The following is a 20,682-nucleotide window of genomic DNA, read 5'->3' as shown; positions in this document are numbered from 1 at the left end:
ATCTAATCGAGACCTTACGTTTCGGCGGCGGTACACCCCCTGTGCCTCCCTGAGCAGTGTTAAGGATGCAATCTTGGAGCTCGAACGTATGCAGTGGCGTCTGCGTGCTTTGAGGCGCCCAGCGCTCGTTGCCGCAGCCGGTTTGGTGGTCAGTGTCACGACTCTGAGCAGCGTGTTGGTCGGAAATGTCTACGCCGACCCCGCTGACGACGCCCTGGCGAAGCTCGCCGAATTGTCCCGGCAGGCCGAGCAGACCACCGAGGCCATGCACACCGCGCAGCTCAATCTGGATGAGAAGCTCGCCGCGCAGCAGGCCGCGGACAACGCGCACGCCGCCGACCAAGCCGCCCTGGATGCGGCCCGCGACCAACTGTCCACCTATCGAGCGGCCGTCAATCGCTTCGCCGCCACCACGTACATGGGTGGCCGGATCGGCGGCGGGGAAGCCATCCTGACCGCCGAGTCGCCGCAACAACTGATCGACAAGCTTGACGTGCAGCGCGTGGTCTCCGGTGACCTGTCGGTGCAGATGGATCGTTTCCGTACCGCCAGCGAGCAGGCCGTTCAGGCTGAGCAGGCGTCGGCCAAGTCGGCTGACGAAGCCCGCACGGCAGCCGAGCAGGCCGCCGCGGTCCGCGCGGAGCTGCAGGCTCGTCAGAGCCGCCTGCAGCTGCAGATCTCGGTGGTGAAGTCCCAGTACTACGCACTGACGCCCGAGCAGCGCACGGCGATGGCCGCGCCCGGTCCGGCGCCCGAAGCTGTTCCGGGCGAGCCCGCCCCCGAGGGCATGCCGCCGGCTCCCGGCTTCCCGGGATTCCCGCTGCCCGGGTCCGACGCGCCGCCTCCGTTTGGTCTGCCGCTGGGCGCCCCCGGTGGTAGCGGAGCCGCCGCGACCGCCGTGCAGGCGGCGTTGACCCAGGTCGGCACGCCGTATGTCTGGGGCGGTGCCGCACCGGGTGGCTTCGACTGCTCCGGGCTGGTCATGTGGGCGTTCCACCAGGCCGGCATCAACCTGCCGCACTCCAGCCAGGCGCAGGCCAACGGTGGGCAGGAAGTGCCGCTGTCCGACCTGCAGCCCGGTGACGTGCTGACCTTCTATTCGGACGCGTCGCACTCGGGCATCTACGTCGGTGACGGCATGATGATCCACTCGTCCACCTACGGTCAGCCGGTCCGGGTGGTCCCGATGAACTCGTCCGGCCCGATCCACAACGCCCGTCGTTACTGAGCGCCGGGCACTCCGCCGCCTGCTTGCGGCGCTGCTGGTTGTCGAGCTGATCAGCGGTGTCGCGCTGCTGGGCACAACGGCGCGCCGGCCCGAGGCCGTGTCCCCGTCGCTGATCGTGGGCGATGACCGCAGCGTCGTTCTGGAGAATCTGGGCGGCCGGCCCGGCGCCGAACTGCTGTCGCGGGTGGCCGAAATCATCGGCGCGTCCGTCGACGCGGTCGAAGCGTTCTGGGGCACCGACTGGTCGCATCGCATTGTGGTGACGGCCACCGGGTCGGATCGGCAGTTCGTGGAGCTGGCGGGTCACGACAGCGCCGATGTCGCGCAGTGGGCGGACGTCGCGGCCGTCGCGGTCGCCGATCGAGTGGATCCCGAGCGTCGGACAGCAGTTGGTCAGCGCATCGTCTTCGCGCCCCGTGCGGATGCGATGAGCACAGCGGCGCTGCGAATCGTGTTGACTCACGAGCTTTTTCACTATGCGGCCCGCACCGACACCGCATTCGATGCACCGCGCTGGCTGACCGAGGGGGTGGCGGACTTCGTCGCACGGCCCGCCGGCGATCCGGCGGTCGCACCGGACGGGCCGGTGCCGGCGTTGCCCACCGATGCCGATCTGGACGCTCCCGGACCACGGCGGGCCCAGGCCTATGACCGGGCGTGGGAGTTCGCTCGTTTCGTGGCCGAGCGTTTCGGGACGGCCAAGCTGCGTGAGCTGTATCTGACCGCCTGCGGTCCCGGGCATGTGCCGCCGGCGGTGGCGGTGCCGCTGGTGCTCGGGGTGGACCTGCCCGAGTTGCTCGCCGGGTGGGGCGCTTGGCTAGCATCCCTGCAGTGAGCCGGGTCCTGCTGGTAACCAACGATTTTCCGCCGCGTCCCGGCGGCATCCAGTGCTACCTGGAAGAACTGGTGCGCCGCATCGCCGGTGGCGGCCGCCACGACGTGACGGTGTACGCGCCGAAGTGGAAGGGCGCGCAGGCCTTTGACGACGCCGCGAAGTCAGCCGGCTACCAGGTGGTGCGCCACGCCGGCACCCTGATGTTGCCGGGCCCGGCCGTCGACTCCCGGATGCGCCGGCTCATCGCCGAGGTGAGCGCTCAGACCGTGTGGTTCGGTGCGGCCGCGCCGCTGGCCCTGCTGGCCCAGCGTGCCCGCGCTGCCGGTGCCACCCGGGTGCTGGCCAGCACCCACGGCCACGAGGTGGGCTGGTCGATGCTGCCGGGGGCGCGTTCGGTGCTGCGCCGCATCGGTGACACCTGCGACACCGTCACCTTCGTCAGTCACTACACCCGTGGCCGGTTCGCCTCGGCGTTCGGTCCCGAGGCCGCACTGGAGCACCTGCCGCCCGGCGTGGACACCGACCGGTTCCGGCCCGACCCGCAGGCCCGAGCCGAACTACGGGCCCGGTATGGGCTGGGGGAGCGTCCCACCGTCGTGTGCGTATCGCGGCTGGTGCCCCGCAAGGGCCAGGACATGTTGATCAGGGCGCTGCCCGCGATCCGCAAACGCGTGGACGGGGCCGCCCTGGTGATCGTCGGCGGGGGGCCCTACGCCGAGACGCTGCACAAACTGGCCGACCAGTGCGGCGTGGCCGATGCGGTGACTTTCACCGGCGGTGTGCCCGCCGGCGAGCTGCCGGCCCACTACGTGCTGGGCGACGTGTTCGCGATGCCGTGCCGCACCCGCGGCGCCGGACTTGACGTCGAAGGTCTGGGCATCGTGTTCCTGGAGGCCTCGGCGGCCGGGGTCCCGGTGGTCGCCGGTGATTCCGGCGGTGCGCCCGAAACCGTCCTGCACAACCGGACCGGGCTGGTGGTCGACGGCCGGGCCGTGGACCAGATCGGTGACGCGGTCGCCGGATTGCTCGCCGACCCCGACCGGGCCGCCGCGATGGGTGCCGCCGGGCGCGAATGGGCGACGGGGCACTGGCGCTGGGACACCCTTGCCGCACGGATGGCCGACCTGCTGCAGGCCTGAGGCGGTTCCTGCGGCAGTCGAGCCTTAGCCCTTGGCGTAGATCGCCTCGATCGCGTCGGCGAACTTCTCGGCGACCACGTTGCGCTTGACCTTCATGGTGGGGGTCAGCTCGCCGGTGGCCTCGGTGAAGTCGACCGGCAGGATCTGGAACTTGCGGATCGACTCGGCGTGCGAGACAGCCAGATTCGCCTGCTTGACCGCCGCGTCCACCTCGGCGATCAGATCCGGGTCGGTCGCCAGGTCCGCCGGCGTCGCGCTGCTGGCCTTGCCGTTGCGCTGCTTCCAGCCCTCAATGGCCTCGGGATCGATGGTGATCAGCGCGCCGATGAACGGCTTGGCGTCTCCGACGACCATCGCCTGACTGATCAGCGGGTGCGACCGCAGCTGGTCCTCGAGCACCGCGGGGGCGACGTTCTTGCCGCCGGCGGTGACGATGATCTCCTTCTTGCGGCCGGTGATCTTGAGGAAGCCCTCGTCGTCGATGGAACCCAGGTCGCCGGTCCGGAACCAGCCGTCGGTGAACGCCTCGGCGGTGGCCTGCTCGTTCTGCCAGTAGCCGTTGAACACCACGCCGCCGCGAACCAGCAGCTCGCCGTCCTCGGCGATGCGCATGCTGTTGCCGGGCACCAGCTTTCCGACCGTCCCGACCTTCATGCCGGAGACGGGGTTGACGGTGATGGCGGCGGTGGTCTCGGTCAGCCCGTAGCCCTCGTAGATGGACAGGCCGACGCCGCGGTAGAAGTGGCCCAGCCGCTCGCCCAGCGGCGCCCCGCCGGAGACCGAGGCGCGGCAGTTGCCGCCCAGCGCGGTGCGCAGCTTGTGGTAGACCAGCTTGTCGAACAGGGCGTGCTTGAGGCGCAGCAGCAGGCCCGGGCCGCCGTGATCGAGGGCCTCGCTCCAGTCCACCGCGGTCTGAGCCGCGATCTCGAAGATGCGGCCCTTGCCGTCGTTGGCGGCGTTCTGGGCGGCGGTGTTGTACACCTTCTCGAACACCCGCGGCACCGACACCACCACCGTCGGCTTGAACACCGAGAACATCGGCACCAGGTTCTTGATGTCGCTGGTGAAGCCGACGGTCACCTTGTTGGAGAAGCCCGCGATGCTCAGCGCGCGAGCCAACACGTGGGCCAGTGGCAGAAAGACCAGCAGTCGCTGACCGGGAGCCATCAGGGTCGGCAATGCGGCCTGGGTGCCACGCACCTCGTGGATCAGGTTGGAGTGGGTGAGTTCGCAGCCCTTGGGGCGCCCGGTGGTGCCCGAGGTGTAGATCAGCGTGGCCGGGTCGGTGGCCCGCAGCGCGTCGAGGCGCGCGGTGAGTTGCGCCGGGTCTGCGCCGGCGCCGGCCTCGGCGAGCGCGTCGAGGGCGGGGGTGTCCGAACCGTCGATGGTCAGCACCCGCCGCAGCGACGGCAGGTCGTCGGCGAGTTCGTTGATGATCTGGGCGTGGGCGTCGGTTTCGGCGAACGCCACCACGGCGCTGGAGTCCTGCATGACCCAGCGGACCTGCTCGGCCGACGAGGTCTCGTAGATCGGCACGGTCACCGCGCCGATCGACAGGATCGCGTAGTCCAGGATGGGCCATTCGTAACGGGTCGCCGAGAAGATGACCACCCGGTCCCCGGGTGCGACGCCGAGGCTGATCAGGCCCAGTGCGGCCGAACGGATCTGTGCGGCGGCTTCTGCACAGGTGACATCCGTCCAGGCCCCGTCGACCAGCCGCTGGTAGATGACGAAGTCCGGATTGTCGCGCTCGTGCTCGTAGACAACCGCGGCCACGTTGTCGTGCTCCTCGACGGTGAACGGCGCGGGAACACTGAACTCACGCATTGCGACGACCTCTCTTGCCAACCTGGGTGTTTGTCCACTCAGCCTAGTCGGCACCTGATGAGGGGCGTGACGGTGTTCACGTTGCGCAAGCGTGTTCGATACGCTTTCGGGCCATGAACAGTATCCAGATCGCCGACGAGACGTTCGTCGCCGCTTCCGGCGAGCAGGTCGGCGCGGCTGTCGCCGATCGGTCGAGTTGGCAGCGGTGGTGGCCCGATCTGCAGCTGCAGGTGGTCGAGGATCGTGCCGACAAGGGCATGCGGTGGACGGTGAGCGGGCCGCTGACCGGCACCATGGAGATCTGGCTGGAGCCGATGCTCGACGGTGTGCTGCTGCACTACTTCCTGCATGCCGAACCCACCGGTGTCACCGGCCGGCAGTTGGCCCGGCTGAACTTGGCGAAACTCAATCACCGCCGCCGGGTCGCCGGCAAGCGGATGGCCTTCGAGATCAAGCACCGGCTCGAGAGTTCCCGGCCGGTAGGGGTGGCTCCGATCACTGTCAGTTGACCCGGCTTCGCCGGGGACGGCGAGGTACCGTCTGTGCCGAGGGCCCGTGTGGCAGGCGCGAGCGAGTTAGGGAATTGAATACGTGGCGGATAAGACAGCTCAGACGATCTACATCGCGGCGGATCCGGACACGGTGATGAAGGTGATCGCCGACATCGGCGCTTACCCTGACTGGGTTTCGGAGTACACCGAGGCCGAAGTGCTCGAAACCGATGCCGACGGTTACCCGAAGGTGGCGCGTCTGGTGCTCGACGCGGCCGTGCTCAAAGACACCATGGTGCTCAACTACGACTGGGCGCCCGACCGCCGTTCGGTGCGCTGGACATTGGCGTCGAGTTCGCTCCTGAAGGCCCTCAACGGCGAATATCGTTTGACGCCCAAGGGATCTGGAACCGAGGTCCGCTACGAATTGTCGGTGGATCTGCTCATTCCGATGATCGGTCTGCTCAAGCGCAAGGCGGAGCGCAGGCTGACCGACACCGCGCTGAAAGACCTGAAGAAGCGAGCAGAGGCTGAGTGAGGCCGCCTGAGGCAGGAACGCCGACTGCGCTTGCAGTGGCTGCGATCAGTTTGTTCGTCGGTAAGGGCGGCGTGGGCAAGTCCACGTGCGCGGCGGCGACCGCGGTCTCGTGGGCGTGCGCCGGCGACCGAGTGCTGCTGATCTCCACCGACCAGGCCCACTCGGTCGGGGATGTGCTCGGAATCCAGGTGCCCCCCAGCGGCGGCCGGGACCCCATCGCGGTGGAGATCGAGGACATCGGGGCGAGCGGCGGCTGCCTGGACGTGATGGCACTGGACACGCTGGCGCTGCTGGAGCGGCACTGGGCGGGCGTCGTCGACGTCCTGGCCGCGCGGTTCCCGGAGTCTGATCTGGGTAGCGTTGCCCCCGAAGAACTTTCGACGCTTCCCGGGGTTCAAGAGGTGCTGGGCCTGCATGAGGTCGGCGAACTCGCCGACAGTGGCCGGTGGGACCGGGTCGTCGTCGACTGTGCATCCACTGCCGATGCGATGCGGATGTTGACGCTGCCGGCGACGGCGGCGCTCTACGCCGAGCGGGCCTGGCCACGGCACCGCCGGCTCAGCGGGACCGAGGATCCCCGGTCGAATGCTCTGGTGGAGCTGATCGAGCGGATCAGCGGCGCCGCCGAGCAGCTCGCCGAGCGGCTGACCGATGAGACGACGGTCGCCGCGCACCTGGTGCTGACCGCCGAGCGCGTGGTGGCCGCCGAAGCCGTCCGAACCCTGGGGGCGCTGTCGCTGACCGGTGTCCGGGTGGCAGAACTGATCGTGAATCAGATTTTGCTGCAGGACGATTCGTATGCCTATACGAATCTGCCGGCCCACCCGGCGTTCGACTGGTACGCCGAACGGATCCGGGAGCAGAGCGGCGTCCTCGACGAAGTCGACCGCGCCATCGGCGACGTGGCGATGGTGCTGGTCCCGCACTTGGCGGGAGAGCCGATCGGCCCCAAAGCGCTGGGTGATCTGCTCGCCAACAGCCGTCGCCGCGACGGCTCGGCGCCGCCCGGTCCGGTGCGGCCGGTGGTCGATCGGGAGTCCGGTTCCGGGCTGGGAGCCGTGTATCGACTGCGGCTAGAGTTACCCCAGGTGGATTCCGGTGCGCTGAGCCTGGGGCGATCCGGAGATGATCTGATCATCAATGCAGGTGGCACCCGACGTCGGGTTCGGTTGGCGTCGGTACTGAGGCGATGCACGGTCATGGGCGCGACGCTGCGCGGCAATGAACTGACGGTGCGCTTTCGGCCGGATCCACAACTCTGGCCGGCGACTGGCGAGGAGGAGGTGCGACGTTGAACGCTGGCGCGCACCCCGACCTGGGCGACCTCGGGCCAGAGCTGCGCAAGCTCGCTCAAGCGATCCTGGACCGACTCGACCCGGCGGTGCGCGCCGCAGCGCTGCTGGCGGCCTCGTCCGGCGACGGTCCCGGCAAATGCCAACAGGTGTGGTGCCCGGTGTGCGCGCTGGCGGCACTGGTGACCGGGGAAGAACATCCGCTGCTCACCGTCGTCGCCGAGCACAGCGTGGCGCTGTATGAGGTGATCCGCGCCGTGGTCGGCGAGACCGGCCCGAGCGGCGGGGCGCCACCCGATCCCGGCTCGCCCGGGGGAGACGGGGGCGGCGACGGTCCGGCGGCCCGGCCCAGCTATGAGCCCATACCGGTCACCATCGAAACCGAAACCGAAACCCGGAACGGCAAAAGCTGAGGAATTCCAGGGAATTCGCGATCTGACGAAGCACCGTGTGGCTCCAGCCACGCCCGGTCGGTAAAGTTGGCGCGAACACGGCCGCCTAAGAGGGGCAGGAGGGAGGGGCCATGTGGTACTGGCTGTTCAAGTACGTACTCTTGGGGCCCCTGCTGCTCGTGATCGGCCGTCCGAAGGTCGAGGGTCTGGAGAACATCCCCGATCGAGGCGCGGCGATCCTGGCCAGTAATCACCTGGCTGTGATGGACAGCTTCTACCTCCCCCTGGTGGTCCGTCGGCGGATCACCTTCCTGGCCAAGTCGGAGTACTTCACCGGTACCGGCCTCAAGGGCTGGTTCACCCGCTGGTTCTACACCGCGGTCGGACAGGTCCCCATCGACCGCAACGACGCTGACGCCGCGCAGGCCGCGCTGACCACCGCGCAGCGAATCCTCGCGCAGGGCAAGCTGCTCGGCATCTACCCCGAGGGCACGCGTTCGCCCGACGGCCGGCTGTACAAGGGCAAGACCGGACTGGCGCGGCTCGCGCTGCACACCGGTGTCCCGGTGATCCCGGTCGTCATGGTCGGGACCGACGTCGTCAACCCGCCCGGCACCAAGATGCTGAGGTTCGGGCGGGTCACGGTCCGCATCGGCGAGCCGATGGACTTCTCCCGTTTCGACGGGATGGCCGACAACCGCTTCATCGAACGTGCCGTCACCGACGAGGTGATCTACGAGCTGATGCGGTTGTCCGGCCAGGAGTACGTCGACATCTACGCGGCGAGCGTGAAAAACGGTGCCCCGCAACAGAACGGGGCAACGGCTCAGCCGGTCGCCCGGTTTCCGGAGACTGCGGCGGGCTGATCCGGATTCGTCCGGTTGCCGGGCCGCAGCGTGGCGCCGGCCGTGATGATGATCGCCAGCGCCCACCACACGTAGGACGTGCCGGCCAGTTGACGCCACCACACCGCGCCGGCCTCGTGATGCTCGGGCAGCAACTCGATAGGACTGCGCATCATCAGCGCCACCCCGGCCGCACTGAGCCCGCCCAGCACCACCGCACGGTGCCGATAGGCCACCACCGCCGTGACCACCACGGTGGGCAGCATCCACACCCAGTGGTGTGACCACGAGACGGGGGAGACCACCAGCCCGAACAGTGCCACGCAGACCAGCGCCAGGATCGGCTCACCGGCGGCGAGCACCCGGCGGGCCGCCCACCACATCAACGCCAGTACCAGCAGACAGCCGGCTAGCCACAGCACCGAGCGCACCTGGTCGCCCAGCGGCAGCCGGGCCAGCGCACCGGCCAGGTTCTGGTTGGTGTTCAGGCTGGCCCCGCCGATGCGGTCGGTGTCGCGAACGGTGTGCGTCCAGTACTGCCAGGAATCACTCCAGGCCATCACGAAGCCCACCAGGGTCGCCGCCAGGAACGACGCGACGGTGGTGAGCGCGGCACGCCGGTCGCGGCGTAACAGGAAGTAGAGCAAGAACACCGCCGGCGTCAGCTTCAGCGCCACCGCGACACCCAGCAGCGCGCCCCGGGGCCAATAGGTACGCCGCGGCACACAGTCGGCGATCACCAGCGTCATCAGCACCGCATTGACCTGGCCGAAGTCGAAGTTGGCCCAGATCGGTTCGGCGTCAAGCCAGATGGACGCCGCGACAATCGCCGTCGCCACCACAGCGCGGTGCCACCAGGCCGGCCCGCAGTCGGGCACATTGTCGAAGCGGACCCCCAGGCCGGTGAGCACGATCGTGATCGACACCACCAGCAGCAGCGTCGAGATGATGGTCAGCGCGGCGGTCGCGGCGCCCAGCGACACCCAGGTGAGGGGCGCGAACATCACCGCGGCGATCGGGGGATAGGTGAACGGCAGAACCGTTCCCTCGATCTTGGTCTGGAACCAGTCCTCGCCGTAGAGCGGCAGGCCCTCACGCCAGGCCTGGGCCGCCATCCGGTAGACGTCGACGTCGATGTGGTACGGCGTGCTGCCCAGTGCCCGCCACGTCGTGTAGCCCAGAGCCGCAACCGCCAGCAGCGTGAAGGTCCACCAAACGGCCCAACCGCTGATGCCCCCGTGCCGACGGCCCGGGTCGGGCGGCCGCGATGTAGTCATGTCGCACACAGCCTATCGGGTAGCGACGTTATGGCAGCTACACCTGTGGCGATCCCGGCGTGGTGTGCCGCGGGGGCGTACGTTGCATTAGGTGCTGGAATGGTTCCGCGACGACATCGTCGGCCGGGGCAGACTGCCGCTGCTGGGCTGTCTGCTGGCCTTCCTCGCGACGTTTCTGGTGACCCGGGCGGTGGTGCGCTACATCCGCAGCCAGGCCGGCAACCCCGCGCCGCCGCGGTGGTGGCAGCCCCGTAATCTGCACATCGGCTCCAAGCACATTCACCATGTGGTCTTCGGGGTGGTGTTGGTGATGGTGGCCGGGGTGACTCTGGTGGCCGCCGGGCCGAACTCGCACGAGCCGACATTCAGCCTGGCTGCGATAACGTTCGGGATCGGGGCGGCGCTGGTGCTCGACGAGTACGCGCTGATCCTGCACCTGTCCGACGTGTACTGGGAGGAAGACGGCCGTGCGTCGGTGGACGCCGTGTTCGCGGCCGCCGCGGTCGCCGGACTGTTGGTGCTGGGCTTTCATCCCCTGACGTTCGTTCTGGCGACGTGGCATGACACCTCGTCGCCGTTGATCCACGCCGGGGTGATCGCCGGGATGGTGATGGCGTTGCCGCTGGGCGTGGTGGTGTTGTTGAAAGGCAAGGTGTGGACCGGGTTGATCGGGATGTTCTTCTTTCCGCTGCTGCTGGTGGGTGCGGTGCGGCTGTCTCGGCCGCACGCTCCCTGGGCGCGGTGGCGCTACCTGCCTGATCAGGCCCGAATGCGCCGTGCGCTGGCGCGGGAGCGGCGGCTGCGCCGGCCGGCGATCGCGGCCAAGCTCTGGTTGCAGGATGCGATAGCGGGCCGGCCCCAGGTGCCCGACGAGCGGGCCGTCGACGCCGAACTCGACCGTGAGGTGCGGGCCGCATCGGCTCCGACGGTGCAGTTCATGGCTCCCCGGTTGCGGGGTCCGATCGGCAGGCCTCCCGTGCCGCCGGCACCCGCCGCGGGTTCGCCGGCCCGCTCGGGCCCCAACCGGTCGGTTTCGGAGGCGACGGCGCCGACCCGGCCTTTTTCGGCGCCGGTGTCCTCGCCTCGGATCCACCGGCCGGGCGGGCCGTGGCAGTGAAGTACTTCTACGACACCGAGTTCATCGAGGACGGCCGCACCATCGAGCTGATCTCGATCGGCGTGGTCGCCGAGGACGGCCGCGAATACTATGCGGTCTCCACCGAGTTCGACCCGGGCCGGGCCGGGCCCTGGGTGCGCTCCCACGTCTTGCCGAAGCTGCCGTCACCGGCTTCGCAGACGTGGCGGTCGCGCAGTCGGATCCGCGCGGACCTGGAGGAGTTCTTCGGCGTCGACCGTGGCGAGCAGATCGAGTTGTGGGCCTGGGTGGGTGCCTATGACCACGTGGTGCTCTGCCAGCTGTGGGGCACCATGCCTGAGCTGCCGGCCCCGATCCCGCGCTTCACCCACGAGCTTCGGCAGTTGTGGGAAGACCGGGACCGGCCGCGGCTGCCGCCGAGGTCGACGGGCAGTCACGATGCGCTGGTGGACGCCCGCGACACCCACCGCCGATTCCAGGTGATCACGGCCCTCGACGATGCGGGCCGCGCAGCGGACCGCTGAGGAGCGGGCCCATCAGCACGGCCCTCGACGATGCGGGCCGCGCAGCGGACCGTTGAGGAGCGGGCCCGTTCGCACCGGCAGCGAACTGGGCTGATTTAGCAGGGTCGGCACCCGGCTACCATGGTCGGGTGAACTGGACCGTTGACGTACCCATCGACCAGCTGCCGGCGTTGCCGCCGCTGCCCGCGGATCTGCGCGAGCGCCTCGACGCCGCACTGGCCCGACCTGCCGTCCAGCAGCCGAGCTGGCCCGCTGACCAGGCCAAGGCGATGCGTACCGTGTTGGAGAGCGTCCCGCCGATCACGGTGGCGTCGGAGATCGAGCGTCTCAAGGCCCTGCTGGCCCAGGTGGCCCGGGGCGAGGCCTTCCTGCTGCAGGGCGGCGACTGCGCGGAAACCTTTACCGACAACACCGAGCCGCACATCAAGGGCAACATCCGCACCCTGCTGCAGATGGCGGTGGTGCTGACCTACGGGGCCAGCATGCCGGTGGTCAAGGTCGCCCGTATCGCCGGTCAGTACGCCAAGCCGCGGTCGGCCGACATCGACGCGCTGGGGCTGAAGTCCTACCGCGGCGACATGGTCAACGGCCTGGCCCCGGATGCCGAAGTACGCGAACACGACCCGTCACGTTTGGTGCGGGCTTACGCCAACGCCAGCGCCGCTATGAATCTGGTGCGGGCGCTGACGTCGTCGGGATTGGCATCGCTGGAGCTGGTGCACGACTGGAACCGGGAGTTCGTCCGGACCTCGCCGGCGGGTGCCCGCTACGAGGCGCTGGCCGGTGAGATCGACCGCGGTCTGAAGTTCATGAGCGCGTGCGGCGTCGCCGACCGGGAGCTGCAGACCGCCGAGATCTACGCCAGCCACGAGGCCCTGGTGCTCGACTACGAGCGGGCCATGCTGCGGATGGCCGACGTCGCAGGCACGCCGCAGCTCTACGACCTGTCGGCGCACTACGTGTGGATCGGCGAGCGCACCCGCCAGCTCGAAGGGGCGCATGTGGGGCTGGCCGAGGTGATCGCCAACCCGATCGGCATCAAGCTGGGGCCGACCACCTCGCCGGAGCTTGCGGTCGAGTACGTCGAGCGCCTCGACCCGAACAATGTGCCGGGCCGACTGACCCTGGTCAGCCGGATGGGGAACAACAAGGTGCGCGACCTGCTGCCGGGCATCATCGAAAAGGTGCAGGCCACCGGTCACCAGGTGATCTGGCAGTGCGACCCGATGCACGGCAACACGCACGAGGCCTCCACCGGGCACAAGACCCGGCACTTCGATCGGATCGTCGACGAGGTGCAGGGCTTCTTCGAGGTGCATCGCGCGCTGGGCACGCACCCGGGCGGCATCCACCTGGAGTTCACCGGGGAAGACGTCACCGAGTGTCTTGGTGGCGCCCAGGACATTTCGGATGCGGACCTGGGTGGTCGCTACGAGACGGCCTGCGATCCGCGGCTCAACACCCAGCAGAGCCTGGAGCTGTCCTTCCTGGTCGCGGAGATGCTGCGCGGCTGACCTTTTCCCCCGCGGGACCTTTTCCCCGCGGGTCTCCTTTTCCCCGCGAGCAGACGTGAAAGCCCCCTGCCGGCCCGGTTTTAGGGGGCTTTCGCGTCTGCTCGGCGAGAAGAGGGGCTCGGCTAGAGCAGCGCGCCGACGTTGTTGCCCAGCGTCCACGCCAACGCGGCGACCAACGTGGTGACGGCGAACAGCACAGCCAGCCAGATGATCACCATCCGGCGCGCGTGCTGGCGCTCCAACACGAACCGGCTCAGTTCGACGCCGCCGAATTGCCCTGTCACCAACTCATAGTGGGTATCGGTGTCGTCCACCCAGTCGGCCGGACCGCGGGTCATGTGCAGTGTCTGGCGTGGTGGCGGCGCGGGACGTTCCGGGGCGCGGCGGGCTGGGGCGGCGGCGTTGTGCTGGGCGGAGTTTCGGGGGGCCGGCACCCGGAACGCCGGCAGCGCCAACCGCGCGGTGATCGCGTCCACCGCGTCGGCCATCTCGAGCCCGTCGGCATAGCGCTGCTCCGGTTCACGGGCCGTCGCTCGGGCAACCAGATCGTCGAATTCGCCTGGCACGCCGCCGATTGCGGCACTCGGCGGGGGGACATCGTGATCCAGCCGCTGGTAGGCCACCGTCAAAGGCGAATCACCGGAGAACGGGGTGTGTCCGGTCAACAGCTCGTAGGTCAGTATGCCGACGCCGTACACGTCGCTGGCGGGGACGGCGCTGCCGTCGCGGACCTGTTCCGGTGACAGATAGGCCGCGGTGCCCAAAATCACGTTGGTGGAAGTGATTCCAGCCGCCGCGATCGCGCGCACCAACCCGAAGTCGACCACCTTCACGTCGCCGTCGTCGGAGATCAGGATGTTCTCCGGTTTCACGTCACGGTGCACCAGTCCGGCCCGATGCGCGATCCCCAGGGCGCCCAGCACCGGACGTAGTACCGCGACGACAGCGTGCGGCGGCATCGGGCCGCGCTCGTTGAGCAGCTCCCGCAGCGTCCCGCCCTCGACGAGTTCCATCACCAGAAACGGCTGCCCCGGGTCGTGCGGGGTGCCGAAGCCCTGGTCGTACACCGCGACCAGCCCCGGGTCCTTGAGCCGGGCGACCGCGCGGGCTTCGAGCTGGAATCGGGTCAGGAACTGCTGGTCGCCGGCGTAGCGCAGGTCCATCACTTTGACCGCGACCGGGCGGTCCAGACGCTCGTCGACGCCGCGATAGACCGTCGAGGTGCCACCGGTGGCGATCCGGGTGCCGAGGCGGTACCGGCCGTCGAGCAGCGCGCCCTCCAATGCGTCGCCGCCCCACGCTCCAGTCACCTGGTCATGGTATGTGTGCAGGTGGCCGGTCCGGCGGCTTTAAACTTGTGTCGTGAGCAGCATTCCGGCCGCCGAAGACGTGCTTGAGCCCGACGAACCAATGTTTGACCTGCCGACGGTCGCCGAAATGCTCGGGGTGCCGGTCACCAAGGTGCACCAGTACCTGCGCGACAACCACCTGCTTGCGGTGCGCCGCGCCGGGGTGCTGGTGGTCCCGCAGGTGTTCTTCACCCCCGAGGGCGACGTCGTCAAGAGCCTGCCCGGCCTCCTGGCGGTGTTGCACGACGGTGGCTATCAGCAGACCGAGATCGTGCGGTGGCTGTTCACCCCGGATTCGTCGTTGTCGTTGACCCGCGACGGTGAGCGGGAGTCGATCGACAACGCTCGCCCGATCGATGCGCTGCACGCGCACGAGGCACGTGAGGTCATGCGCCGGGCGCAGGCCATGGCCTACTGAGCCTTAGGCGGCGTCGACTGCCGGCTTCGCCGTGGACAGCCGGTACCAGGCGTACACCGCGCATCCGGTCGCACCGATCACGTGGACCCAGTTGTACATGCCGTGCGAGCCGTCGGGCCGGAAGATCACCATGATCCAGCTCGACGCCGCGGCGATCGCGGCGATCGCGGTCGGCGAGCGGACCAGGGTGGCCGCCACCGCCAGCGGCCAGGTGTAGTACCAGGGCAGCGCGGCCGGCACGAACAGCACCACGACGAGCATGGCCCGGGCGATTCCCTCGACCGCCGCGCGATCGTCGCGCCGGGCCCGCCACCACAGCACCGGCAGCAGCAGCCCGATCACCACGACCCCGGTGATCCGGGTGACGTGCAGGACGGCGTAGAAGTTGACCGGGAAGACCAGCGAGCCGACGGCGTGGATCAGGTTGGCGGCCGCGGTCGGCACCGTGAGCCAGTTGATGATCTTGACGTTGCCGGCCAGTAGCGCGGTCAGCCAGCCCAGGCTCACGCCGGCCAGGGCCGACAGCACGGCGAACACCACGACGACGATCGCCGCCGACACCGCTGCCGCGATGGCGAACGCGACCACGGTCGGATAACCGCGCGAGGAACCCCGGGTCTCGCGCAGGCGGCGCATCCACACCCACACCAGGAACGGCAATGCGATTGCGGCGGTGGCCTTTACCGCCGCCGCCAGCGCCACCAGCGTGATCCCCGCCAGATGGCGGCGTTCCAGGGTCAGCGCTATCCCGGCGATCACCAGGCCGACCATCAGCATCTCGTTATGCACCCCGCCCATCAGGTGGATGATCACCAGCGGGTTGAGCACGGCCAGATACAGCGCCGCCGGCGCGCTGCCACCGACTCGGGCGGCCACCCGGGGTGCGGCCCAGATCAGCAGCGCCAGCCCGGGCAGCATGCACAGGCGCAGCAGCATGGTGCCGGCCACCACGTTGTTGCCCACCAGCATCGTGACCAGCTTGGCGATCATGATGAACGCCGGTCCGTACGGTGCCGTGGTCGCCGCCCAGATCGGGCTGACGTCGTCGAGTAGGGGATTGGGGTTGTCGACCGGCCCGACCACGTAGGGATCGAATCCATCCCGCAGCAGGGCGCCCTGGGCCAGGTAGGAGTAGGTGTCGCGGCTGAACACCGGGACCGACAGCAACAACGGTGCCAGCCAGAAGCCGGTGGTGGCGATCAGCGTGTAGGTGTTCACGGTGCCCTCGATCACCCGCCGGCCCAGGCCGAACCAGGCGATCAGCATCACTGCGACCCCGGTCCACAGCAGCGCCGACGACAGCACCAGGCCGTGGCCGAAGCGCAGCCAGGACAGGTGCAGGGAATCCAGCACCGGGTCCTGAATGCGGGTGCTGCCGGCGCCCAGGCCGCCGAGGGTGATCAGCAGCGCCCCCAGGCAGCCCAGCCAGGCGGCCCCGGCCTCCTCGCCGGCTGCGAACTGCCGCAGCCGGGAAAGTCCGCCGGCGGCGTCGCCGGAGGTACTCAAGGCCGGTGGGGTGGTGGGGTTCGACATCGGCGCTCCGGGCGATCAGGCGGACCGGTCGGCGACCCGGCTGGCCAGGTCGGTCAGTCCGGCTTTGGCGACTTCGTCGATGGGTGCTGCCGCCAGTGCGGCCATGGCGCGGTCGATCAGCAGATCCATGCGGTCCTCCACGGCCGCCAGCGCGCCGACCGACTCGATCATCTCGCACAGCTCGCGGACCTGCGCCTCGGTCAGCGGGCTGCCGATCGCGGTGCGTAACCGATTGGCCGCCAACGGATCCGATTTGTCCGCCAGCTCAACGGCTTCGGCCAGCAGCACGGTGCGCTTGCCGGAACGCAGGTCGTCGCCGGAGGGTTTGCCGGTCACCGCGGGATCGCCGAACACTCCCAGCACGTCGTCGCGCAGCTGGAATGCCACGCCCAGGTCGGTGCCGATCTCGTGGAACAGCGCCTGAATGTCGGGCCGGTCGTCGGCGGCGGCGGCGCCCAATTGCAGGGGACGCACCACCGTGTAGGAGGCGGTCTTGTAGGTGTTGACCCGCATCGCCGAGGCGATCGAGTCCACCCCGCTGGATTCGGCGACGATGTCGAGGTACTGGCCGCCCAACACCTCGGTACGGATGGCCGACCAGATCTCCCGCACCCGACGGCGCGCATCGGTCGGCAGATCAGCGCCGGCGACGATGTCGTCAGCCCACACCAGCGCCAGGTCCCCGAGCAGGATGGCCGCCGACAACCCGAACTGGTCGGCCGAGCCCCGCCACCCGCGGGACTGGTGCAGCTCGGCGAACTTGCGGTGGGTGGTGGGGTTGCCGCGGCGGGTGGCTGAGGCGTCGATCACGTCGTCGTGCACTAGGGCGCAGGCGTGCAGCAGTTCCAGTGCGGAGAACAGCAGCAACTCGGCGTCGTCGGCGTCGCGGCCGGTGATGGAGCGCCAGCCCCAGTAGGCGAACGCCGGACGCAGCCGTTTGCCGCCGACCAGCACGAATTCTTCGAGGCCGGTGATCAGGGCCTCGTAGTCGTCGCCGATATAGGCGGTCTCGCTGCGGCGGGTGCGCAGGTGGGAGCGCAGCTGTTCGGTGACGGCCACGGCCAGCTCGGCGGCCGACGGTGTAGTCGCTGCGGATGCCTTGAAACTCAGCTCGGCGCCCCTTTCTGTGCTGCCCGGCCGGGGACCCCCAGCGTGGGTCCAGCGTAGAGTGTGCCACCACACCCGGGGGGACTCAGGCCGGTAGCGGCGCGAGGCGGCCGACGCTGCCCGTTCCTGCCCTGTGGCACCGTTGACTGTCAGCTGACTGTCTTTCATGAGGAGCTGGTTCGTGACCTTTAACACCGTCGCACTCGAGCTTGTCCCACCGAACGTGGAAAAAGGCCCCGAGCAGACGATCGAGGAGGCCCACAAGGTTGTGCGGTTGGCCGCGGAGGTTGGTCTCGAAGGGCGGATCCGTCACATCCTGATGCCGGGGATGATCGACGAGGACGACGGCCGCCCGATCGAGATGAAGCCCAAGCTCGACGTGCTGGACTTCTGGAACGCCATTCGGCCCGAGCTGCCGGGCGTGGCCGGCTTGTGCACCCAGGTCACCTCGTTCTCCGACGAGGCGACGCTGCGCAGCCGCCTGGGCGAACTGACCGGCGCCGGTATCGAGGGCGTGGTCTTCGTCGGCGTGCCCCGCTCCATGGCCGACGGCGAGGGTGCGGGAGTGCCACCGACCGATGCGCTGGCGACGTTTCGCGCTGATGTGTCCAACCGCGGTGCCATCTTGATTCCCACCCGTGCCGACGAGATCGGCCGGTTCAACTTCAAATGCGAGCGCGGGGCGACGTTCGGATTGACTCAGTTGCTCTACTCCGACGCGATCGTGCCGTTTTTGACCGAGTTCGCCAAGCACAGCGACGCGCGCCCGGAGCTGTTGCTCTCGTTCGGCTTCGTGCCGTCGTTCGAGAACCGGATCGGCCTGATCAACTGGCTGATCCAGGATCCGGGCAACGCGGCGGTGGCCGCCGAACAGGACTTCGTCAGGACGCTCGCCGACAGCGAACCCGACCAGCGGAGCAAGTTGATGCTCGATCTGTACAAGCGGGTCATCGATGGCGTCGCTGACCTGGGTTTCCCGCTGAGCATCCACTTCGAGGCCACCTACGGGGTGTCCGCGGCGGCATTTCGCACCTTCGCGCAGATGCTCGAGTACTGGTCGCCGCAGGCTTCCTGATCCCGGGCGGGCGCTCAGCCGGCGTCGTCGTCGGGGGAGCTGAACCGCGGTGATTGGTCCCGGCCGTACCAGGCGATGGCGGCCACGGCCCCGGCTGCGGCGAACGTGGACAGCACCAGCCACAGGGCGGCATGGACAAAGGATCGGGTGCTGGGGTCGGTGTAGCGGGCCTGGGCGCTCATGGTGCTCACCACGCCCGGCTTGAGTCTCCACTGCACGATGTCGCCGCCGAGGCGTTCGCCGTTGGTGGACGTCACCTCACCGGGGAACGCGACGCTCAGCTGGACGTCGGCTTCCGGGTCGTTGAGTGAGGTGAGGTCCACTCGGCCCTCCAGGATCACCACATTGCCGGCCCGGCGCAGGGACAGGTCCACCCCGGCGGCATCGCGGTGCATCCCGGCCAGCTGCGGCAACTCGGCGAAGGTCAGGTCGGAGAACACCGCCTGGGAGCCGACGTAGCCGTCCCTGCTGTAGTGGGAGATCGCCACCTTCTGGGGGAATGGCACGTCGGCGCTGAGCTTGGGACCGGTGTCGTCGTCATTGCGCGGCTTGGCGGCGACGATGATCTGGCCGGAGACCTGATCGTTGGGGGAGACGGTGATATTGGCCCGGATGCGCACGCACCCGGCCAACGGCGCCGCGACCAACAACAGCGCGACCAGGGCCACCAGGCGCCGGTAGGTGCCGAACCGCCGGCGCGAAGCGGGCGCTGAAACGGGCTTCCCATCGGGCTGAAGCGAACGCCGAAGATGCACGAGGTCATCGTGCCAGACCTGCCGGCCGGTCCGGCGGCGACGCGGCGCTTGTCTCTACAGCGGCAGGGGCCGGCCCAGGATGGCGAACGGCCGGGGATCGCCGGCGAAGTGGTGGCCACGGACCACGTCGGTGAATCCCAGCCGGCGGTACAACCGCCACGCGCGGTTGTCTTCGCCATGGGTCTCCGGCGTGGACAGCAGCACGTTGGCCTCGGGCCGCCCGGCCAGCAGTCGGCGCGCCAAGGCCTCACCGAGGCCGCTGCCCTGCGCGCGTGGCGCGACGTGCAGCTCGGTCAGCTCGAAATAACTGGCCATCAGGCGCGCGATGTCGGGGCGGGGCAGACCGCGACGCTGCAGGCCCAGCACCACCTGCTGTTGCCACCACTGGTCGGGCGCCCCGCAGTAGCCGTAGGCCACGCCCAGCAGCTCGGCGCCGTTCGACCCGGCCGGCGCGGGGCCCGCCTGACGAATCTCACCCACCTCGCCGGTCTCGCTGTCTGTGAAAGCGGCCACCGCCGCCCAGCCGTTTCGGCGGGTGTGGTCGAGCCACATCCCGGCCCGTTGGCTCTCGGTGCCCGGCGGGTAGCCCATCGCGGTGACATAGACGCGCAGCGCCGCACTGAGGTGATCCCGCATTTCGCGTGGCGATATGTCGAGGAGGAAGGTCACCAACGTGCAGGTTCCTTTCCCGGAAGATGTGGGAGCGTGCCCGATGTCGAGAATCCATTATCCGGATTGGGTCCGGCGCTGTCGGCCGTTGTGGGTCGACATCGCCACAGCGCGGCTACAATCGGCTGGTGAAGTCTGTGGTACGGCGCAGGCTTACCTCGTAGTATCAGTGTTAGTTGCCCGCACAGTCCGTATTTGCGCCGTGGGCAGCGATTTGAGCGGCCGTCGGCAAGGAGGGACGAATGCCACTCTCCGATCATGAACAGCGCATGCTCGACGAGATCGAGAGCGCGCTGTACGCCGAGGACCCCAAGTTCGCTTCCAGCGTTCGCGGCGGTGCACTGCGTACCCCGACCACCCGCCGGCGGGTGCAGGGTATGACCTTGTTTGTGGTCGGGCTGGTGCTGCTGGTCTCGGGTATCCCGTTCTATGCGACCACTGTCAACCCGGCCTTCCTGATTCTGAGCGTGCTGGGATTCGTGGTCATGTTCGGCGGCGCGGTGTTCGCCGTCACCGGTAACCACGCCGCCGCCGGCCGCGACGGTGCGGCCCGGGCGGGCGGAAGCGCGCAACGGCGGGTCAAGGGCGGCGGTGGCACGTTCGCCAGCCGCATGGAAGACCGTTTCCGCCGCCGGTTCGAGCCCTAGGCCGATCCCGCGGCACACATGATGTGAAAAGGGCAGCCGACCGGCTGCCCTTTTTCTTTGCGCTCGCCTGGGCGCGGCCACGCCGGTGACACGCCCCCGCCGCAGTCTGGGGGGCCCCCCCCCCCCGGGCC

21 protein-coding genes are annotated in these 20,682 nt (G+C 69.0%); 14 read left to right on the top strand and 7 right to left on the bottom strand.

Features of this window, described 5'->3' with window-relative positions; genetic code table 11:
- The first annotated feature begins 88 nt into the window (after nucleotides 1–88).
- The 3 genes from ripC to AWC18_RS15330 are packed head-to-tail and all read left to right on the top strand — an operon-like array spanning nucleotide 89 to nucleotide 3,202.
- Nucleotides 89–1,228, top strand: a complete 1,140-nt coding sequence (gene ripC, locus AWC18_RS15340) for a peptidoglycan hydrolase RipC (protein WP_085139280.1) — start codon at nucleotides 89–91, stop codon at nucleotides 1,226–1,228.
- A 19-nt stretch (nucleotides 1,229–1,247) separates the two neighbouring features.
- Nucleotides 1,248–2,063 carry a DUF4157 domain-containing protein gene (locus AWC18_RS15335; protein ID WP_082961002.1) on the top strand — a complete coding sequence of 272 codons (816 nt, stop codon included), beginning with the start codon at nucleotides 1,248–1,250 and terminating at the stop codon, nucleotides 2,061–2,063.
- Nucleotides 2,060–3,202 (top strand): glycosyltransferase family 4 protein, encoded by a 1,143-nt coding sequence (locus tag AWC18_RS15330; protein ID WP_064997097.1) that lies wholly within the window; start codon nucleotides 2,060–2,062, stop codon nucleotides 3,200–3,202. Before AWC18_RS15335 ends, AWC18_RS15330 begins: the two co-directional genes overlap by 4 nt.
- A gap of 24 nt (nucleotides 3,203–3,226) precedes the next feature.
- On the opposite strand, the gene AWC18_RS15325 is transcribed toward AWC18_RS15330, so the two are convergent.
- Nucleotides 3,227–5,029, bottom strand: coding sequence for an AMP-dependent synthetase/ligase (locus AWC18_RS15325; RefSeq protein ID WP_064997098.1), 1,803 nt, complete (start codon nucleotides 5,027–5,029; stop codon nucleotides 3,227–3,229).
- A 113-nt stretch (nucleotides 5,030–5,142) separates the two neighbouring features.
- Between AWC18_RS15325 and AWC18_RS15320 the strand changes: the two genes are divergently transcribed.
- The 5 genes from AWC18_RS15320 to AWC18_RS15300 all read left to right on the top strand — a co-directional run bounded on the left by AWC18_RS15320 (nucleotide 5,143) and on the right by AWC18_RS15300 (nucleotide 8,608).
- On the top strand, nucleotides 5,143–5,538 hold the full coding sequence (locus AWC18_RS15320) for a polyketide cyclase / dehydrase and lipid transport (RefSeq protein WP_064997099.1): 396 nt from the start codon (nucleotides 5,143–5,145) through the stop codon (nucleotides 5,536–5,538).
- 82 nt (nucleotides 5,539–5,620) lie between these two features.
- A complete protein-coding gene (locus AWC18_RS15315; RefSeq protein WP_064997100.1) occupies nucleotides 5,621–6,058 on the top strand; it encodes an SRPBCC family protein in 438 nt (145 codons plus the stop codon).
- Between the two features lie 35 nt (nucleotides 6,059–6,093).
- Nucleotides 6,094–7,353, top strand: a complete 1,260-nt coding sequence (locus tag AWC18_RS15310; protein ID WP_234806545.1) for an ArsA family ATPase — start codon at nucleotides 6,094–6,096, stop codon at nucleotides 7,351–7,353.
- A complete protein-coding gene (locus tag AWC18_RS15305; protein WP_085139278.1) occupies nucleotides 7,350–7,763 on the top strand; it encodes a hypothetical protein in 414 nt (137 codons plus the stop codon). Before AWC18_RS15310 ends, AWC18_RS15305 begins: the two co-directional genes overlap by 4 nt.
- Before the next feature lie 110 nt (nucleotides 7,764–7,873).
- The gene (locus AWC18_RS15300; protein ID WP_064997103.1) at nucleotides 7,874–8,608 is read left to right on the top strand and encodes a lysophospholipid acyltransferase family protein; all 735 of its coding nucleotides are present in this window, start codon (nucleotides 7,874–7,876) and stop codon (nucleotides 8,606–8,608) included.
- On the opposite strand, the gene AWC18_RS15295 is transcribed toward AWC18_RS15300, so the two are convergent.
- Complete coding sequence (locus AWC18_RS15295) at nucleotides 8,569–9,864, bottom strand: glycosyltransferase 87 family protein (RefSeq protein WP_085139277.1); 1,296 nt, start codon at nucleotides 9,862–9,864, stop codon at nucleotides 8,569–8,571. The genes AWC18_RS15300 and AWC18_RS15295 overlap by 40 nt on opposite strands.
- 91 nt (nucleotides 9,865–9,955) lie before the next feature.
- Between AWC18_RS15295 and AWC18_RS15290 the strand changes: the two genes are divergently transcribed.
- The 3 genes from AWC18_RS15290 to AWC18_RS15280 all read left to right on the top strand — a co-directional run bounded on the left by AWC18_RS15290 (nucleotide 9,956) and on the right by AWC18_RS15280 (nucleotide 12,998).
- Entirely contained in the window at nucleotides 9,956–10,981 is a 1,026-nt protein-coding gene (locus AWC18_RS15290) for a hypothetical protein (RefSeq protein ID WP_085139276.1), read from the top strand.
- Complete coding sequence (locus tag AWC18_RS15285) at nucleotides 10,978–11,484, top strand: polyadenylate-specific 3'-exoribonuclease AS (RefSeq protein ID WP_064997106.1); 507 nt, start codon at nucleotides 10,978–10,980, stop codon at nucleotides 11,482–11,484. The genes AWC18_RS15290 and AWC18_RS15285 overlap by 4 nt, the downstream gene beginning before the upstream one ends.
- Before the next feature lie 128 nt (nucleotides 11,485–11,612).
- On the top strand, nucleotides 11,613–12,998 hold the full coding sequence (locus AWC18_RS15280) for a class II 3-deoxy-7-phosphoheptulonate synthase (protein WP_085139275.1): 1,386 nt from the start codon (nucleotides 11,613–11,615) through the stop codon (nucleotides 12,996–12,998).
- 122 nt (nucleotides 12,999–13,120) lie between these two features.
- Here the strand turns inward: AWC18_RS15280 and AWC18_RS15275 are convergent, their stop codons facing one another.
- Nucleotides 13,121–14,308: a protein kinase domain-containing protein gene (locus tag AWC18_RS15275; protein WP_234806544.1), complete on the bottom strand. Its 1,188-nt coding sequence runs from the start codon at nucleotides 14,306–14,308 to the stop codon at nucleotides 13,121–13,123.
- A gap of 52 nt (nucleotides 14,309–14,360) precedes the next feature.
- Here AWC18_RS15275 and AWC18_RS15270 point away from each other — a divergent pair, with 52 nt between their 5' ends.
- A complete protein-coding gene (locus AWC18_RS15270; RefSeq protein ID WP_064997332.1) occupies nucleotides 14,361–14,765 on the top strand; it encodes an Rv2175c family DNA-binding protein in 405 nt (134 codons plus the stop codon).
- Nucleotides 14,766–14,768: 3 nt separating this feature from the next.
- Here the strand turns inward: AWC18_RS15270 and AWC18_RS15265 are convergent, their stop codons facing one another.
- Both AWC18_RS15265 and idsA2 read right to left on the bottom strand, forming a co-directional pair.
- The gene (locus AWC18_RS15265; RefSeq protein ID WP_085139274.1) at nucleotides 14,769–16,298 is read right to left on the bottom strand and encodes an alpha-(1->6)-mannopyranosyltransferase A; all 1,530 of its coding nucleotides are present in this window, start codon (nucleotides 16,296–16,298) and stop codon (nucleotides 14,769–14,771) included.
- A gap of 15 nt (nucleotides 16,299–16,313) precedes the next feature.
- The gene (idsA2, locus tag AWC18_RS15260) at nucleotides 16,314–17,363 is read right to left on the bottom strand and encodes a bifunctional (2E,6E)-farnesyl/geranyl diphosphate synthase (protein WP_208858377.1); all 1,050 of its coding nucleotides are present in this window, start codon (nucleotides 17,361–17,363) and stop codon (nucleotides 16,314–16,316) included.
- A 223-nt stretch (nucleotides 17,364–17,586) separates the two neighbouring features.
- Here idsA2 and AWC18_RS15255 point away from each other — a divergent pair, with 223 nt between their 5' ends.
- On the top strand, nucleotides 17,587–18,480 hold the full coding sequence (locus tag AWC18_RS15255) for a mycobacterial-type methylenetetrahydrofolate reductase (RefSeq protein WP_085139273.1): 894 nt from the start codon (nucleotides 17,587–17,589) through the stop codon (nucleotides 18,478–18,480).
- Between the two features lie 14 nt (nucleotides 18,481–18,494).
- On the opposite strand, the gene AWC18_RS15250 is transcribed toward AWC18_RS15255, so the two are convergent.
- A complete protein-coding gene (locus AWC18_RS15250) occupies nucleotides 18,495–19,151 on the bottom strand; it encodes an LppM family (lipo)protein (protein ID WP_165758014.1) in 657 nt (218 codons plus the stop codon).
- A 138-nt stretch (nucleotides 19,152–19,289) separates the two neighbouring features.
- The gene (locus AWC18_RS15245; RefSeq protein ID WP_085139271.1) at nucleotides 19,290–19,907 is read right to left on the bottom strand and encodes a GNAT family N-acetyltransferase; all 618 of its coding nucleotides are present in this window, start codon (nucleotides 19,905–19,907) and stop codon (nucleotides 19,290–19,292) included.
- Between the two features lie 239 nt (nucleotides 19,908–20,146).
- Between AWC18_RS15245 and AWC18_RS15240 the strand changes: the two genes are divergently transcribed.
- Nucleotides 20,147–20,551: an SCO2097 family morphological protein gene (locus tag AWC18_RS15240; RefSeq protein WP_064997335.1), complete on the top strand. Its 405-nt coding sequence runs from the start codon at nucleotides 20,147–20,149 to the stop codon at nucleotides 20,549–20,551.
- Nucleotides 20,552–20,682: the final 131 nt, after the last annotated feature.

The organism is Mycolicibacter nonchromogenicus (assembly GCF_002101775.1).
GTDB classification, from domain to species: Bacteria; Actinomycetota; Actinomycetes; order Mycobacteriales; family Mycobacteriaceae; genus Mycobacterium; species Mycobacterium nonchromogenicum.
Note: the sequence above shows the minus strand (reverse complement) of the source record. Positions and strands in the feature narration are given on the sequence as shown.